14 protein-coding genes are annotated in these 16,508 nt (G+C 55.1%); 6 read left to right on the forward strand and 8 right to left on the reverse strand.

The features are described from left to right. Positions 1-9: 9 nt before the first annotated feature. The 5 genes from Tam1G_RS05425 to Tam1G_RS05445 form a co-directional block, all read right to left on the reverse strand. Positions 10-2,613 (reverse strand): FtsK/SpoIIIE domain-containing protein, encoded by a 2,604-nt coding sequence (locus Tam1G_RS05425; protein ID WP_101625720.1) that lies wholly within the window; start codon positions 2,611-2,613, stop codon positions 10-12. A gap of 21 nt (positions 2,614-2,634) precedes the next feature. Further along, positions 2,635-4,077, reverse strand: coding sequence for a hypothetical protein (locus Tam1G_RS05430; protein WP_101625721.1), 1,443 nt, complete (start codon positions 4,075-4,077; stop codon positions 2,635-2,637). Positions 4,078-4,110: 33 nt separating this feature from the next. Next, positions 4,111-5,289: a zinc ribbon domain-containing protein gene (locus Tam1G_RS05435; protein WP_101625722.1), complete on the reverse strand. Its 1,179-nt coding sequence runs from the start codon at positions 5,287-5,289 to the stop codon at positions 4,111-4,113. A gap of 165 nt (positions 5,290-5,454) precedes the next feature. Then, positions 5,455-6,396 carry a Rossmann-fold NAD(P)-binding domain-containing protein gene (locus Tam1G_RS05440; protein WP_101625723.1) on the reverse strand — a complete coding sequence of 314 codons (942 nt, stop codon included), beginning with the start codon at positions 6,394-6,396 and terminating at the stop codon, positions 5,455-5,457. Next, a complete protein-coding gene (locus Tam1G_RS05445; RefSeq protein WP_133124980.1) occupies positions 6,389-7,489 on the reverse strand; it encodes a hypothetical protein in 1,101 nt (366 codons plus the stop codon). The genes Tam1G_RS05440 and Tam1G_RS05445 overlap by 8 nt, the downstream gene beginning before the upstream one ends. A 247-nt stretch (positions 7,490-7,736) precedes the next feature. Here Tam1G_RS05445 and Tam1G_RS05450 point away from each other — a divergent pair, with 247 nt between their 5' ends. The 5 genes from Tam1G_RS05450 (at position 7,737) to Tam1G_RS05470 (ending at position 12,549) form a co-directional block, all read left to right on the forward strand. Beyond that, complete coding sequence (locus Tam1G_RS05450) at positions 7,737-8,786, forward strand: hypothetical protein (RefSeq protein ID WP_133124981.1); 1,050 nt, start codon at positions 7,737-7,739, stop codon at positions 8,784-8,786. A gap of 38 nt (positions 8,787-8,824) precedes the next feature. Next, positions 8,825-10,249 carry a VirD4-like conjugal transfer protein, CD1115 family gene (locus tag Tam1G_RS05455; RefSeq protein ID WP_101625726.1) on the forward strand — a complete coding sequence of 475 codons (1,425 nt, stop codon included), beginning with the start codon at positions 8,825-8,827 and terminating at the stop codon, positions 10,247-10,249. Positions 10,250-10,342: 93 nt separating this feature from the next. After that, complete coding sequence (locus tag Tam1G_RS05460) at positions 10,343-10,672, forward strand: helix-turn-helix transcriptional regulator (RefSeq protein ID WP_165781915.1); 330 nt, start codon at positions 10,343-10,345, stop codon at positions 10,670-10,672. 89 nt (positions 10,673-10,761) lie between these two features. Next, positions 10,762-11,736: a 1,4-dihydroxy-2-naphthoate octaprenyltransferase gene (gene menA, locus Tam1G_RS05465; protein WP_101625728.1), complete on the forward strand. Its 975-nt coding sequence runs from the start codon at positions 10,762-10,764 to the stop codon at positions 11,734-11,736. Between the two features lie 72 nt (positions 11,737-11,808). Then, entirely contained in the window at positions 11,809-12,549 is a 741-nt protein-coding gene (locus Tam1G_RS05470; RefSeq protein WP_101625729.1) for a phosphoglyceromutase, read from the forward strand. Positions 12,550-12,802: 253 nt separating this feature from the next. Here the strand turns inward: Tam1G_RS05470 and phoU are convergent, their stop codons facing one another. Then, positions 12,803-13,477: a phosphate signaling complex protein PhoU gene (gene phoU / locus Tam1G_RS05475; RefSeq protein ID WP_033889848.1), complete on the reverse strand. Its 675-nt coding sequence runs from the start codon at positions 13,475-13,477 to the stop codon at positions 12,803-12,805. A gap of 196 nt (positions 13,478-13,673) precedes the next feature. Between phoU and Tam1G_RS05480 the strand changes: the two genes are divergently transcribed. Beyond that, positions 13,674-14,867: a sensor histidine kinase gene (locus tag Tam1G_RS05480; protein WP_101625730.1), complete on the forward strand. Its 1,194-nt coding sequence runs from the start codon at positions 13,674-13,676 to the stop codon at positions 14,865-14,867. Positions 14,868-14,882: 15 nt separating this feature from the next. On the opposite strand, the gene Tam1G_RS05485 is transcribed toward Tam1G_RS05480, so the two are convergent. Further along, positions 14,883-15,137 (reverse strand): DUF2530 domain-containing protein, encoded by a 255-nt coding sequence (locus Tam1G_RS05485; protein ID WP_033889845.1) that lies wholly within the window; start codon positions 15,135-15,137, stop codon positions 14,883-14,885. A 77-nt stretch (positions 15,138-15,214) separates the two neighbouring features. Beyond that, a complete protein-coding gene (serC, locus tag Tam1G_RS05490; RefSeq protein WP_101625732.1) occupies positions 15,215-16,357 on the reverse strand; it encodes a phosphoserine transaminase in 1,143 nt (380 codons plus the stop codon). Between the last annotated feature and the right edge of the window lie 151 nt (positions 16,358-16,508).

Here is a 16,508-nt window from a genome sequence, read left to right on the forward strand (position 1 = left end):
ATGCGCTGGTTATATGCCTGGATGCGGAGCGATGGGCAGTGGCACTGTGGCATACGGAATGATGATTGCCGGTTCGTTCATGTTGGAGGCATCCCACGCGAGGGCGCGATTGTCTTCAGGCGTGTATTCGAATGCCGGATCGCCGGTGATGTTACCGATGGTACGTTGATCGGTTTGGAAGGCGATGCGTGCATCGAAGAAGTCCAAACCATCGGATGCAATACCCATCTGCTTCTCGAAAGCGCTGTATTTGCGCCACCAGCCGAGCACATGAATGCCGTTGGTCGGGCCCTGATCACAGAGTGTCGAGAATTCCTCCGGCATCCGGCCAACGCGATCCAGGCCAAAGCCGAAGATATAGGTCTCCATCTCATCTGCAGTGGATTCGTCTCCAAGATGCGAAGTGCTCGTGGGAGCCGAGGGGCCATTGACATCAAGACTCGGCATAGGAACGGCAATATCGGCGGTGCTGCGGCCCGTATCGGTGTTGGAGAAGGAATCGGAGCTCGGCTGTGGCGGAAGCCCGAATTTCGTGGCGTCAAAGTCGGCGCCGAAATCGGTATTGGCATCCGCCGCAGCTTCCCAGTCAACAGTGGGCAGCAGTGCGTCGCTTCCGGAATTAAGCCCATGCTGTGCGGCGATTTCCTGGATGGTCTTAGTGATATGACGACGATCCACTAAGTCAACTTGCACTCCCTGAGCCTGTAGCATATTGCGGAGCTGCTCGCAGGTGTACGGCCTGCTGGGATCTGGCAGCATCGCATCGAGAATCACAAAGTGGGCAGCATGCTCCTTGCTCTGACGTGCCAAAGCGAGGGCGAAGCCCATCAATTCCACAGGAACATGCTCGCCGGAGCCGAACAACGCAATATTGCGGCCAGCATCTCGGCCCAGCGGAATCGCCAATGGTTCGGAATCAACTTCAATTCGTCCGCCGGCCAGCACTACGGGAGAGCCGCTGATATCCGGTACTGCGAGTGATGCGTCAGACTGCCAATCGCGGTCGCGCTCGCCGTCGAAGACGAATGGCGGCCGGGTCATGTGTGCGTTGATGGCGTACTGCCACCACTTCCGTCGCAGCGGCAGCAGTGTTTGCTCCTCGAACTCGCCTCCTGCGTACGCGATATTGACGGTGTCATTATCCTTTGGGTTGCCATAGTTGAGGTTGACGATAGTCTCATGCGGTCGCAGATATGCGGCAGCTTCGTTATTCATGCCCAATGTGGCACGGGATTCGGAGACGGAGTTCTTCAAAGCGATGCGAATCGGTACCTGTGCCAGCAACGTGTTCTCTCCGCCCATCAACGCCATGCTGTTGCCGATGGTCTGGGACGCCAGAATGATGTGAATGCCAGCTGCACGGAACAAGCGGACGGCATTCGTCAGCAACGAAGCAATATGGCGTGATTTCTCGTCGTTCGAGTCAATCATCATCTGGAACTCATCGATGATCAATACGATACGGGAAATAATAATGCCGGTCTTTTTGCGATAGTCGTAGATGTTTTGCGCGCCCGCCTCTTTAAAGAGCTTCAGACGTTTGCGGTGCTCGTCAAACAAGTGCTCGAGTACGCTCAAACCGAATTCGCGATCCGCTTCAAGACCTATGGCGCGTGCCTGAGGAAGGTATGCGCCATCAGCCTGTTGGCAGAACGGCTGCAATGTAACGCCTTCCTTAAAGTCCAGCAGGTACAGTTCCAATTCCTGAGGACTGTAACGCTGGCAAAGGCTGTGGATGATGACGGAAATCAGGTTCGATTTACCTTGACCCACAGCGCCGGTGATCAACGCATTGTGACGCTGATTCAGCGAATCGCCAAGCGTGATTTCCACATTTCGTTTGCCGTACCGGCCTACGGAGAACGTCACGCCGTCGATGCTGCTGCCTTGCCAGAGCACATCATCAGACAGGTTCTCGACGGTGTTGAAGAGAATGGAATCAGTCCCGTACGCCGGGTCTTTCAGTTTTTCCGTGATATTGTGCGCGACTGCGATGATGTCGTTGGCATTGGTTTCGTAATAGTTCTCTTGCGGTATCCAAGCATGTTGATACGGCTTGAGAACAATGTTCTTCATCACCTCATCATCCGGGAGCAGCGAATGCATAATGATGCTCACGCCCGCCCTTGGCCCGGCTGTGGCGAGAATGTCCAGATTGACTTGGATGTCCTTGGGCAGGAGCGAATAATTCGCCGCCACCACCAGAAGGGTGTAGCCGCCCATAGGATAATCCTCGTGCTCGCGAAAATCAGCCAATGTAGGTGCGGTTCCCTGCATCATGTCATACGTGGAACGCACCTGTTCCTTGAGACGTGTAATGGCCAATGCCAAATCCTGCTTGGAGCTGAGTATGTCCAGCAGCTGGCGGCCGCCTTCGTTGAGCTCTTTGAATGGTGCGGCGAATCCGGTCAGTCGTTCGTCGTAGACCATAACGTTCAACTGGCCTGGAGCGGTGTTGGCCAAAGCTGTGCACATGAAATCCTGCGTCAAAGCGATGCTGTAGTTGCTGTTCACCAGCGACTCTTCCACCCAGATATTTCCATTGCACAGCAGCGGCCAAGTGCCGCCTCCTACGTTTACTTCACGGGCGACCGGAAGCATCGGCGATGTCATGATGTTCTCCCTGAAAATGAATTATTGCAATGACAGTACGTATTGCGAAGGGTCCTGCTGGGCCAGCTGTATACGGTTCTGCGTCTGCTGCATAGTGGTTTGCAATGCGTTGATATTGCTGGCGACCTGCTGCAGTTCTTGGTTTGCTTGCGTGATTTGCGTCTTGAGCTGGTCATATCGTTTGCCGGCGGTCAAGCCTTGCCATGCCAGATATACGCACGGCGCTTCCAGCACCAGCAACAGAATGAACGTGAGTGCTCCGGCATTGGTGCCGTACGTGAGAATGATCAAGCCCAGAATGATTGCTGCAACGAGTGCAAGACGATGGCGCTTCGGTGGTTTGCCATCGTTGGACATGGACTGTACTTTGCCGAGCAGCGCATTGTATTCGGCGGTTTTGCTGGCATGGATTTGCTGCAGGTTCTGATAGTTCGCATTCATCTGCGTCAGTTGCTGCTGCAATGCTGCTGCATCCTGAGCTGCTTTTTGATTGATCCAGGCGATGCGCTGATTGCATGCGGCAATTTCCTGCTGGAAATGCTGCTGCCATTGGTTTTGAGCGGGTTGCGGAATAGGCTTTGCGTTCAACTCGTCAATACGTTCGCTGCAGGTTTTTGCATAATCCTGAATGTCTGTAATAGTTCGATGAGAAAGGTCATGCCTTACCGGAGCATATTGCACCAAATCCTTGTATAGGGCTTGGAATTGCTGATCGGCCCATTGATTGCGGGTGATGGCCAACACATGCAATCCATATGTCGCACAATGCGAAGACTCGTCAAGGAAACGCTCTCGGTCCGCTCCTGTAGCGACTCGTCTGAACAGTTCGGCCTGGTAGAGATGGATGTAAGGCTGGGAGGTTGCCGAGGCATGCCGCACTGCATCGTTCAGTTTGTTTAATGCCTGCTGAGCATTGCCCTGCGCGAGCAGCACTTCCATCCATGCGTGAAGCACATCCAAATGTGTTTGTTCGGAGTGTTCGCCAACCTTGAGATATGCGTCGGCGTCGATGATGTGGGATTCTGCGGTTTTGATGATCTGTTCGTGTTCAAATGCATCGTCCGAGGTGGGCTGCTTGAGCTCGATGAGTGCAGCCCATGCGTGCACCTGTGGATCGTTGCCTCGTGCGCCGATGGCATTGCCGATGATGGTTTTTGCTTGGCGATACTGCTTGTCCCTGTAGAATTGCTGAGCCTGACCTAGCCAATCCGTTTCGTGTGATTCTTCTGGCTGAGGATGCTTTTGGGCTTCCAACGCGGCATCGTAACGTTGACGAGTGGTCTCATCTGCAAAAGCGTTCGTTAACGCATCATTGATGATGGGAAGCAGTCGCTTAGCTTCATCGCTTTGCAGATAAACTCTTTCTTTCGTGGCTTTCAGATGCTGCAGCTGCTGCTGGATTGTTCCAAGCGTATTCGCAGGGTTGAGATTCAGCAGCTCGTAGTAATCAGGGATTTGTTCCATAGTGGTGACCACTCCTCGTGACGATACCTATGCTCAGGACTTGAAGCCGAAATGCTTCAACTGATCTTTGGCTCCATCGACCAGATTGTTGACGGCAGGAATATTAAGATTCTGAAGGTTTTCGAGGGGATTGCCGTTGCCGTCATTGTTGATTTGATTGGCGATGTTCTGGGCAATGATGTTGTTCTGATATTGCTGTGCGATGTTTTGAGCAACGTTCTGCGCGGCTTGCTGCGCAACGCCATTGCCGGCTTTCTTGCCGAACTCATGTGCGACCAGATCAAGGCCGCCTGTGGAGGTATCGAGTACGCCCTTGCCGATTTTGGAAATCATGCCGAAGGTGAAGATGCCGAGAATCGCGGTGATGATGCCGCCGATGATACCGGCCTTCTTCAGACCGTTCGACAGTGAAACGTATCGTTTGGCTCCGGCCACGGACTGGACCCTGTTCTTCTTCAGCAGGAAAACGGTTTTCTGCAGTTGTTCTGCATCCTTGAAGTCGCTGTCGTAGTACCCTTCGGCAATGGCGGCGATGCGCAAATCATTGGTGTGGGCTCGTGCATAGATGGCCTTATCGATGAACTTGACGGCATACCTAGCGATGAAGTAGCTCACGATCATAGGCACGAACGCGGTGAGCATGGCAAGCGTGGTGTTCGTGTATACATCATTGCCGGCAATTTGCTGAAGCAGCATCGAAATCAGGGTGCCGAAAATGGCCCACAGGAAGAAGCCCACAATCACGCTGTAGTAGCTGTACCAAGTGAATTTCATTTCACTCTTTGGGTCGATGCCTTTGGCTCGGCAATACCGGACCAATGTTGCTTCGACGTGCGGGATTTTATTGTGCTGCAGATACAGCAGCATGAGCCCAGCGCCACACAAATATCCGAGTACGAGCACCACGATGAATATCACGATGTTGGAAACGTATTCGAAGAGCATGAACAGTGCGAGAACCGCGACGAGGAAAGGAACAAGTGTGCGTTCCTTCATCACCTGCAGCAGTGTCCATGTGGTGTTCGCCTTGTCGAACTCTGCGTCGGCGGCCAATGGGGTGGGCGGCGCGGTTTGCTGGCTTTGGTTGGTAGTCGGGGCGGCGTTCTGCGGCAGTGGAACCTGCGGCATTGCCGGTTGAGTGAGTGGATGCCCACAGGAGGTGCAGAATTTGGAAGTGTCTTTGTTGGGGTTGCCGCAATTCGTGCAATACATGATGGATCCTTCCTTGGCTTGCTAACTAAAAGTTAGCACAGTGGGTATTAATGATTGGCGATATTGTCACGGTAGGAGCAACGCAAATAAACGTTGCGTAGATTTTACGGAAAATAGGGTAGGTCTACGCACTCATTGGCGCACTTCGGCTGCCGTGCCATACGGCTAGGCGTTGTGATGAAGTTTGTCCAGAAACTCCTCGTACTCTCGCTCTTCTTCGGGGGTTAGATGCCATGAGTCATCGTCCAATAGGGGGTCCTTGTCTTCAAAGAACCGTCGCAACGATTCAGGGCAACCTTGCGGTATCGCATTGTTGTGTACATAGGTGAACTCGTGTGTCATCCAGCCTTCTGTCAAACGCCGGTACCATTGCAATGCCTCATCCCAATCGGTGAACACCTGTCTGGCCGCTTCGCTATCTGTTCCAATCCCTATAGAGAGTCCTGCCTGTGCAACGTCAAGCCCATCAACATCCGTGCGTATGTCTCGCGGAACCAGCGTGGCGAAGAAACACTGCTTATCTGTGACCTCGGTGACTAGATCGGTGACCCAGGAGCGGCCGAGCAGATACAGCGCAGCGCCGGTACGTGAATCCCAACGTAAAGGAATTACCACCTCGTTATATGACCCATCGTTAGCGATAAGCGAATACAGTTGCACAATATCTTCTGCGGGAATGACTTCACTCGGCGAGCTCATACTGCCTGCATCCGACTCCGGTGTATGTAAGGCATATCTGCCCGCAGCGCGTACTGGGCCACTGGGTGCCTGATCGTTCAAACGAAGCTTGCGCTCGGCGCACAGTATGCTGATGAGCTTCAGCGACTTGTCTTTCGCGCGAGGTTTGCGTTTCGTATTGCCGCGATGTGCCGTGGTCAATGCATAGCCGTGATTATCTAGATAGTTCAAGCACTGACGACGCAGTTTCGCCACCATGTTCTCGTTCTTGGGATCAAACGTGGTTCCTGATTCTTCAAGTAACTGACGATGATAGATGAACAACACCGCATCAGTCACTCTGCCATTGCGCTCGCAGATGGCATAATCGTCCCGGAGCCGGGAGAGTAGATCGTCGGCGAAATCATAGGTGGTATTTGGTTCAGTCATGATTGCCTCCGAGCAATGTGTGGGTTGTTCGAGCCCATGTGCGGCGGTGGAAACCGGAGAGTGCCTGCATAATACGGTCGAAATTGACGTTGTCTCCATATTCGGCCGCGCGGTGGTTCTTCCAAACATACCGGCGTAAACGATCCAAATCGGTCATGAATGGTATGAGTTGGTCGGTGCCAGGGAACGCGATTTGCAAGTCGCATAGCTCCACATCCAAAGCGAAATTCACGGTTGCCGGCAGATCGGCAAGGAATGAGGCCGTGGTTTTCGGCGTGAAATAGCCGTCCATAGGCCAACTGGCATCGTTGTGATGCACATAGTGCGTGCCCAGTGTGGCATAGTAATTGTCGTATTTTTCGGAATCGAAAATCGTATGCCAATTCGGATCGTCTGGTTTGGGGCGGTCGGAATAGTACTGCTCGTCGTACTCATTGTCGCCGAGTTCGTTCGCCTGACATCCGCGCAAGTCGCTTGGCAGCTTATCCATTAGGTTAAGTACGCGGCTGGAAGGGAAACGTTGTGATTCCGGGCACTGGTCCGCTCGAGCGAAGTCGTATCCATATCGGCCGTGGAATTCATTGGACGCGTCTGGTTCGCCGATATCGGTGATTGGTGTGAACACCTCAGGTGAGCACAGGTTTGCAAGATCGGCAACGGTGAATGAATCGGCGCGCATCAGCAAGAATGCCACGGCACAATACATGGCCGCCTTATGGAAATCAGAGGCATCGGCCTTCTCGCCGGGCTGCACGTTCTCGGCCTCCTGCATGAAATGGTAGATGTCCCAAGCCAAAGGGTCGGCCAAATCGTAATCGTATCCGCTACCGTTCGCCCCATCCCAGCAATAGGTGGCCAAATCATTAAGCTTCGTATACCGGCCAAGCGCCATAGCCTGCACCTCATACATGATACCTTCGCTGCGCTTGCGGCTCTGAGCATTCACATCCGCATCCGCAATAGTCCAATCGGCCAGTTCCAGCAGCATTGTGGCGACGTCGCACGTCGATTGCCGAATCTCATTGCAATCATGGTGATACTTGCGGTGCTGTGACGTATATTGCGCCTGCATCTGTTCCGCGGAGAACATCATCGCTCCTTTTCCTTTCCGTATTACTGCATTGGTGACGGTTGTGCATGGTAAAAGAATGCGATATCGCTTCAGCGTAGTATCTACGGTTTCGCATTGCCGCGCTTTGTGTTGTTCTCTGGACTGCCATCGTCAAGTTCCGTAGATTCTACGAGCGGATTCGATGCGCCGGCGATACATTCATGTCCACCGTGGAATACAGCGACGGTCGGTCTTGTTGACCTGAAGCCGTTAAGCGTGAGAGGAACGCATGGGAATGAATTCCGAGAACACCGGAGGTAGTGCACTGATTCGAGTTCCGCTGGAAGAACGATTCCGCCGACTAGGGGGCTACCGGCACACCAGCCCCGACTATGCGGCATCGGTGATTCGCGATGTGGCTTGCATGTCGCTTCGCGAATACTGTGCCGCGGCCGTGGCCCTCGGCATAGAGGTTCATGAGCCGCAGCAGACAAATAATAAAGAGAAAGATACGGGGATTGCCGGTGGTATTGACGGCGATTTCTCGGACCTTGACCTGGATGATATCGATTTCGAGGATTTTGCATTCAAGGACTTCGACCCGGACGAGTTTGAGAACAACGAACGTCAGGAGTTGTTCTACAACGAGCTCAAGGATGCTGTCGAAGCCATTGATACTGCCGAGCGGGAGGTGAAAATCAGTCCAGACATGAGCGTGGCAAGCCTAGCCCGGCTGCTGCGCGGCAAGTTACTACGGCTCGATGCCGACAACCTGTGGTACACGCCGACCCACAGTGAGCCGGTCGGCAAGATTGGTGAGGCGGTCAATTGTCTCGTCCGCCCCCTGGGCCTGGACTCCAAGGCCGGTGAAAGGCGACGAGAACGCCGCAAGAAAGATGGACAGCGGTGGGTCGGATTCACGAAGCCATTGCAATCCAAGAGCGGCAAAGCTCCTAGGATTCCACGGATTCCTCTGGAGCAGCGCTTGCGGGAAAGCCTCAACAAGGCCGACCGCACCAGTAGGTTGCGCAACGACAATCTGCTTGACTCGCTGCGACGATTGCCGCTCGCCGACTACTTCGAGGGCTGCTCGCTGCTCGTAGGCGTCACCACGGTGGCACCGATGCGGCGGGCGGTGCTCGCCAGAATCGAACAGTTGGACGTGCCCGCATTTCCGTTGCTGGGCGAGGCGTCCTTGATGCAAACCAATGCGATTGATTCGTATTGGACAACAGAAGAGAGAAACACCACTCGCCCGATGGGCGATGGGGACGCGGACGTGAATCTTGCCGCAATCATCGCGCCGTTGGCGAAGATGGCCGACTTCCGTCTCGCTTGACTGGTTCGAGTTCTGTTGATCAACTGAGAGGAGCATCTATGAACACATTCGTCAATACCATTGATTCTTCCACCCTGGGCGAGCGGATTCTCGCCGCAGGAATCACCGCCTCCAACAACACCCGCGTCTCCCACCTCAACAACAACGACCTGATCATCGGTCCGTCCGGTGCCGGCAAAACCCGTGGGTATGTGAAGCCCAACCTGCTGCAGATGAACGAATCCGTCATCGTTACCGACACCAAGGGCAATCTGGTCAGCGAGATCGGTCCGGTGCTCGCCTCCCACGGTTACCGCGTGGTGTGCGTGGATTTCACTGATCTGGCAGGCTGGGGGCCAAGCCCGGTATGCAATACGCCGGGAACGAGAATGATCGGTTACAACCCGCTCGATTTCATCCGTACCAATCCGGATGGTGAATTCAATGAACAGGATGTGGTTGCCATCGCCTCCGCCATCAGCCCGGTGGAAAACAACAAGGATCCATTCTGGGATCAGGCCGGTGCCATGTACCTCTCCGCATTCATCGCATACACGATGCAATGCCTGCCGAAAAAAGAACAGAACCTCGCCATTGTGCAGCGCATGGTCAGTGTGATGAACGAGGGGTCGATTCCCGTCATGATGGATGAGATGTGTCAGATCGACCCCCAAGGCATGACAGCCCGCCGCTGGAGGGCCATCCAAGCCTCGCAGCGTGCGGACAAGATGGATTCCTCCATCCGCGGCATCCTCGAATCCAAGCTCGCGCCGATGGCATTCCGCGGTGCAACCGGGATGTTCACGCGCTCCGAGCGCATCGACTTTGCCAAACTTGGTCGAGGCCACTGGGCGGTGTTCGTCAACGTCTCCGACACGGACCGTTCGATGGATCGCATGGTCAACCTGTTCTACACGCAGGCGTTGCAGCAGCTGTGCCGCTTCGCCGACACCCAATGCGAAGGCAACCGCCTACCGGTGCCGGTGCGCATGTATCTCGACGACTTCGCCACGAACTGCCGCATCCCCGACTTCGACAAAGTCATTGCGGTGATTCGTTCGCGAGGAATATCGGTCAGTGTGATTCTTCAGTCGCTCACGCAGCTGGAAAGCATGTACGGTGCGGCGACCGCCGCCAGCATCGCCAACAACTGCGACCATTGGCTGTACCTGGGCGGGCAGGATACGGACACTGCTCGTCAGATTAGTCTGAGAATCGGCTGCGACCCGGGCGAGGTGATGCGGATGCCGCTTGACCGCATCTACGTGTTCGAGCGAGGTTGTGAGCCGGAACTCGCGGCACCCTACGACATCACCACTCATCCGCTTTACGGCGAGACGCCGGAAGGCCGCCGAGTGACTCGTGCAGCCGAGGACACCGTGGCCGCGGCGGAGCGGATTCTGGCGGGTGCGGCTAGACAGGGTGCTGTTGCGGGCCTCGACCGCAGGAACAACTTCGGCCCAGAGACGGGTCGCGGCTATTAACGGTCGCAACTCGGCTACTAGCCGGTTAGCATTTCCAAAATGCTAACCGGCTGTTAGTGGACTTATGGTGGCCTCTGCATTGCAATGGTCACCATGTCAACCACGAGTTATCAACGCTTCCTCTGGGCGGTCGGTCGCCGCGTCCAGATGCTGCGCAAATCCCGTGGCTTATCGCAAGAGCAGCTGGCCGAGCAGCTGGGCATGGATCGCGTTTCCATTGGCTACATCGAGCAGGGGAGAAGGTCTCCCAAGCTTTCCACGCTATATGCGCTCGCGGGAACATTGGGCGTGCACGTATGCGATATTTTTGACGGGCTGGAAGGCGAAATGCAAGCGGATGCCTCGGCTTCACGGCGTGCGGCCTTGGCATTGGACATGAACCGTGACGATGCCGATGAGCTGGAACACAGCCCGTCGTTGTAGCCATTGGCTCCATTGGATTCATTGCCTCACTGTGAGAAATCGGCTCCCCTTAAGTACGCAGTGATTTCTTATGGTCTACGCTGAGAAGCATGGATTTACGTTTATGGCTCAGTGGTTTGCGCCCCAAGACATTGCCCGCCTCTATTGCACCAGTGCTGGTGGGAGCGGCATTAGCATCTCGACACATTGATCAGCTCGGCGCCTGTATCGATATCTCTCCAGTGCCGCAAGCATGCGTTGCCAATCGAGCCATAGTCGAGCCTCTGCGGGCTCATTTCTGGCCGGTGGCCATACTGTGCATGCTTGTGGCGATATTCCTGCAAATCGCAGTCAACTTCGCCAATGATTATTCAGATGGTGTACGAGGCACTGATGAAGGTCGGAATTCGGCGGAATCAGAGAACGGCCGAGCCTCGAAGCCACAGCGTTTGGTCGCATCCGGAGTGCCGCCGAAGCATGTGCTTATCGCAGCCGGTGTTGCCGCGGCGCTCGCCGCTGTCTGCGGCTTGGCGGCGGTTATCATTTCGCAGGCGTGGTGGCTGCTGGCCGTAGGAGCTGCAAGCCTTATTGCTGGTTGGTTCTACACCGGTGGCAAACATCCGTATGGCTATGCCGGGCTCGGTGAGCTTGCGGTGTTCCTATTCTTTGGACTTGCCGCAGTACTCGGTACCGAATATGCGTTGAGCGGTACCGTCGACGCCCTCGCAGTGGCTGCAGCCATCTGCTGCGGGCTCAATGCCGCAATGCTGCTGATGGTCAATAATCTGCGCGATATCGAATCCGATTCCAAGCATGGCAAGCGTACATTGGCTGTGCGCATGGGGCGGGATCATGCCATCACCATGCTCATGGTCTGCTGTATCCTTGCCTGGGCGTTGGGCTTATTCCTGTGTATGTATCTGTGGATGCCGTGGGGCGGCATATTGCTGCTTTCCGGTATCGCAGTGCCGATTCGAATGGTATCCAGCGTGCCGAAACATCAGTTCCGCACTGCATTAAGCGATGCGGGATTCCAGACCCTGCTGTTTGCAGTAGTGACGGCCATTTCCGCAATCATCGCATAACGTTACCTTTTCGATACGCGAAACATAAGATGAATGTTCGCATTTGGCGACTTTGGGCGGTAGACTGGCCGTATGTCTTACAAACTAGTACTGCTCCGTCATGGACAGAGCGCATGGAATAAAACCAACCAGTTCACCGGTTGGGTCGACGTACCGCTGACCGAACAGGGTGAAGCCGAAGCCAAGCGTGGCGGCGAGCTGCTTAAGGAGAAGAACGTCCTGCCGGACATCGTGTTCACCTCCCTGCTGCGTCGTGCCATCAACACCGCCAACATCGCACTGGATGCCGCAGATCGTCTGTGGATTCCGGTCGAGCGCAACTGGCGTCTCAACGAGCGTCACTACGGCGCTCTGCAGGGCAAGAACAAGACCGAGATCCGTGAAGAGTACGGTGACGAGAAGTTCATGCTGTGGCGTCGTTCCTACGCCACCCCGCCGCCCGAGATCGATCCGAACGACGAGTACGCCCAGAACCACGACCCGCGTTACACCGGCGATCCGGTTCCGGAAGCCGAGTGCCTGGCCGATGTGGTCAAGCGCGTTGAGCCGTACTTCAAGTCCGCTATCGAGCCGGAGCTGAAGGCTGGCAAGACCGTTCTGATTGCCGCTCACGGCAACTCCCTGCGTGCCATCGTCAAGATGCTGGATAACCTGTCTGAGGAAGAGATCGCCAAGGTCAACATCCCGACCGCTATCCCGCTGCTGTACGAGCTGGACGAGAACTTCAAGCCGATCAAGCCGCGTGGCGAGTACCTGGATCCGGAAGCTGCTGCTGCCGGTGCTGCTGCCGTCGCCGCTCAGGGCCAGAAGTGATCTGAAGCGTTAGCGCTTTACGACAAGGGGACTGCACATCCGTGTGCAGTCCCCTTTGTTATGTGTGCGGCAAATGCTGGCAAAGTACGATGTATCGTGAACTATACATTTCATGTGACACTACCCCTCAGCCAGCTGTCGCTGACAGCTCCCCTGACAAGGGAAGCCGGAGGAACGCGGACAAAAGAAAACGGCGTCCAGTCGTAACCGGATCGCCGTTTCGGGCATCCCCTAGGGGATAGGTCTTGAATTATCAGGCGATGTCAATGCCTTCATCGCGAGTCGGCTTCTTGGACGGATCGAAACCGGAGACAATGTAAGCCACGCGGCGTGCAGCGGAAACCGCATGATCGCCAAGACGCTCCAGGAAGCGGCCCAGCAGCACGATGTCCACCGTCTGCTGACGGGTCACATCATCGGACAGGGCCAGCTCGAAGGTCTTGTGATGCAGATCGTCGAGCTTGTCATCGTTCAGAATGATGCTTTCCGCATGCTTCTCATCACGGTTGTTCAGCAGGTTGACCAGTTCGTCGGCAGTGTGGTTGAGGAAGTCAATCATTTCAGCGAACACCGGCTGAGCGGACTCAGGAAGCGGGGAAGCAGGGTAGGTGCGGCGAGCAGCTTCAGCCACATGGCGAGCGAGATCGCCCATGCGCTCGAAAGTGGAGGCCAGACGCAGAGTGGAAACCACTACGCGCAAGTCGGTGGCCACCGGGTTCTGCTTGGCCAGCAGCTTGACGCACTGGTCAATAACGGAGGATTCAAGGGCGTCAATCTCGATGTCGCCGTCGATCACGGTCTGCGCGGCTTCGACATCCTGCTTCAGCAGTGCTTCACCGGCGCCGTTGATCGCCTTGCGCACATCTTGCGCCATATGGTCGAGGTCATCAGCGACTTGCTTCAGCTCCTCGTTGAAAATAACGCGCATTTCTCTAGCCTTTCATGCTTGCTTGTTGCAACCTGTACCAGTTTATTATTTATACCGCTTAGTGCTACTTCAACGTAGGCAAACGCAACCTCAAGTTGTTTTATTGTTCATTGGGTTGTTCACTTGCAATTCATATTATCGGCGCGCCGAAGTAATAAGCAGTGTTCGACGCGCCGAGTGTGGAACAATGTTAGCTATGACACAAATGCCGCTTGCTGCCGTGATCGTGCTTATTGTTCTATCCGTTGCGCTGCTGGTTGTGATTGCTCTTGTGGTTATTGGGGTGGCCACACAACGGATAACGTTGAACTTCGGTCATGATGATGCCGATGATACTGATGATTTGTCTGACGATACCGCCGCTTTGCTCTCTATGCTGCCGGGAACCTCGATTGTGGTGGATGACCATGATGGTGTGGTCCGTTGCAGTCCGGCCGCCTACCATCTTGGCGTAGTCGAAGAGGACACCATTGTTGATTCCACGGTGCTGGATGCCGTGCATGAGGCAAGAAAATCCGGTGGCAAGCGCCAGTTCGACCTGACCACCAGCACGCCGGAGCGCTATGCCAGCGAGCGTGGCGGCAACGAACACGTCACCGCGCAATCTGTGACCCGCCCGAATTGGCTGAAAGTCACTGTGGCCCGCATCAGTGAGAAATTCGTTATCGTGCTGATTTCTGATGTCAGCGAAATCGTCCGATTCGGTCAGGTACGTGATTCATTCATCACCAATGTGTCCGAACAATTGCTGAAGCCTACACAGGCACTTTCTCAGCTGGCGGATTCGTTGGAACATGGAGATCTTGATCAGGCCCGTATTGCCGCGGATGCGCGCCAAGTGCGCTCCAGCTGCAACAAGCTGAATCATATGGTTGCAGACTTGCTGCTATTGATTCGGGCACAGGAGCCCATCACCCCGTCTTCTGCGAATCGACTTAATGTAATGGAACAACTGCGCGCCACTGTGAAGCATCTGCAGCCGGAAGCCGAACAGTCCGGTGTGCAGCTGATGCTCAAGGGTGACGATGCCTTGGTGATCAATGGGCTTGCCGACCAAATCGATAGTGCTGTGACCAAGCTGGTGGAAAATGCCATCGGGTATTCCAAGGAGCATGGTGTGGTGAGTGTCTCGGCATCGCGGTCTAAGGATGGCGACCGCGCGGTGATTCGTGTGATCGATCAGGGTGCCGGAATCGCCAAGCGCGATCAATCGCGTATTTTCGAGCGATTCTATCGAGGCGCTTCGCAAACCGAACGCACTGCAGAAGGTGTGGGGCTTGGTCTGGCCATTGTCAAGCATGTGGCGCTCACCCATCATGGTGATGTGTCCGTGTGGAGCTCCGAGGGGCAGGGCAGTACGTTCAGCTTGAGCTTGCCGCTTGCTCAGTAAGTTTGGAGTTTGGCTTTACAAGCCCAGACGCCGGTAGTCCCAGCGGTCGAAGAACTCCCAAATCAGTAGCAGAAGTCCGATGATGACACCGGACGCGCATATGATGACCAGTGATTCCGTGCCGCGCCCAATAGCCACGAGAATCAGAGCGATAATCAACGCCACGGCCCATAGTCCGGTTCCGATGCCGAAAACCTTACGCAAATCAACCCGCACCGGCTTGGGGGCGGGCTTGCGGACGGCTGGGTCGATAATAGGCGCAAACTTCATAGTCACAGACTGTAGTAAAGAGGAACGTCAAACATTCCTCTTTACTACGTTTCCTTACTATCTAGTAGTTCTTGAATTTACAGATGTTCGACCACGTAGTCGATGCACTTGGTCAGGTTCACCACATCCGCAGGTTCCACTGAAGGGAATACGCCGATACGCAACTGGTTGCGACCAAGCTTGCGGTATCCGGCGCAATCCACAATGCCGTTTTCGCGCAGCAAAGCCAGTACCTGATTGGCTTGCACGCGCTCATCTAAATCAATGGTGACTACCGCGTTGGAACGTGCATCATAGTCGGAGACGAATGGCTGCGCATAATCGGAATGCTCCGCCCATGAATACAGCAGGGACGCAGATTTGGCGCAACGTGCAGTGGCCCAATCTAGGCCGCCGTTATCGTTCAGCCAGCGAACCTGATTCTCCATCATGATGAGGTTGGCCACGGAAGGCGTGTTCAGCGTTTGATCCTTGCGGGAGTTCTCCAGTGCCTTGGTCAGCGAGAGGAATGGCGGAACCCAACGGCGTGCGCCATCCAGATGTGCGCTGGATTCCACACCGGCCGCACGCTCGATGGCTGCGGGGGAGAGCACTGCGATCCAAAGTCCGCCGTCCGAGCCGAATGCCTTCTGTGGGGAGAAGTAATACACGTCGGTTTGGCTGATATCAATAGGCAGGGCTCCTGCCGCGCTGGTGCCGTCGATAACGGTTAGGGCGCCGGCTTCCTGGCTGCCGGGAACACGGTGAATCGGAGCCGCTACACCGGTGGAAGTTTCGTTATGTGCCCAGCAGTAGGTGTCCACGCCTTCGGTGAATTCCGGAAGTCGATACGTACCCGGCTCAGAAGAGAAGATCGCCGGTTCTTCAAGGAATGGTGCGTTTGCAGCGGAAGCTGCGAATTTGGCGCTGAACGAGCCATAGGTGCCGAATGCGGCACGGCGTGTAATCAGAGACGCGCATGCGATTTCCCAGAATGCGCTGGCGCCGCCATTGCCCAGCGCCACCTCATAACCGTCCGGCAGCTTGAAGAAAGCGTGCAATCCTTCGCGAATGGAACCGACGAGTTGCTTTACCGGGAGCTGACGGTGGGAGGTGCCCAGCAGTGTGGTGGCGCCGGCGTCAAGAGAGGCAATCTGCTCTGAGCGCACCTTGCTTGGGCCGGAGCCGAAGCGGCCGTCCTTGGGCTTTATTGAATCGGGAATCTTTACTGTCGTAGTCACGTCAGATAAGGGTAATCATTGCAACGGAATAATGCCAAGATTTGCTCGGTTGCCGGATTGATACGTTGTCAAAAAAGCGATATCGAACCGGTTCGACACGCCCTTGTGGAGGCTTTTTTGTTATCAAATGACACATGTTCGTTGTAAAGTA

The organism is Bifidobacterium imperatoris (assembly GCF_002860405.1).
Classification (GTDB): domain Bacteria; phylum Actinomycetota; class Actinomycetes; order Actinomycetales; family Bifidobacteriaceae; genus Bifidobacterium; species Bifidobacterium imperatoris.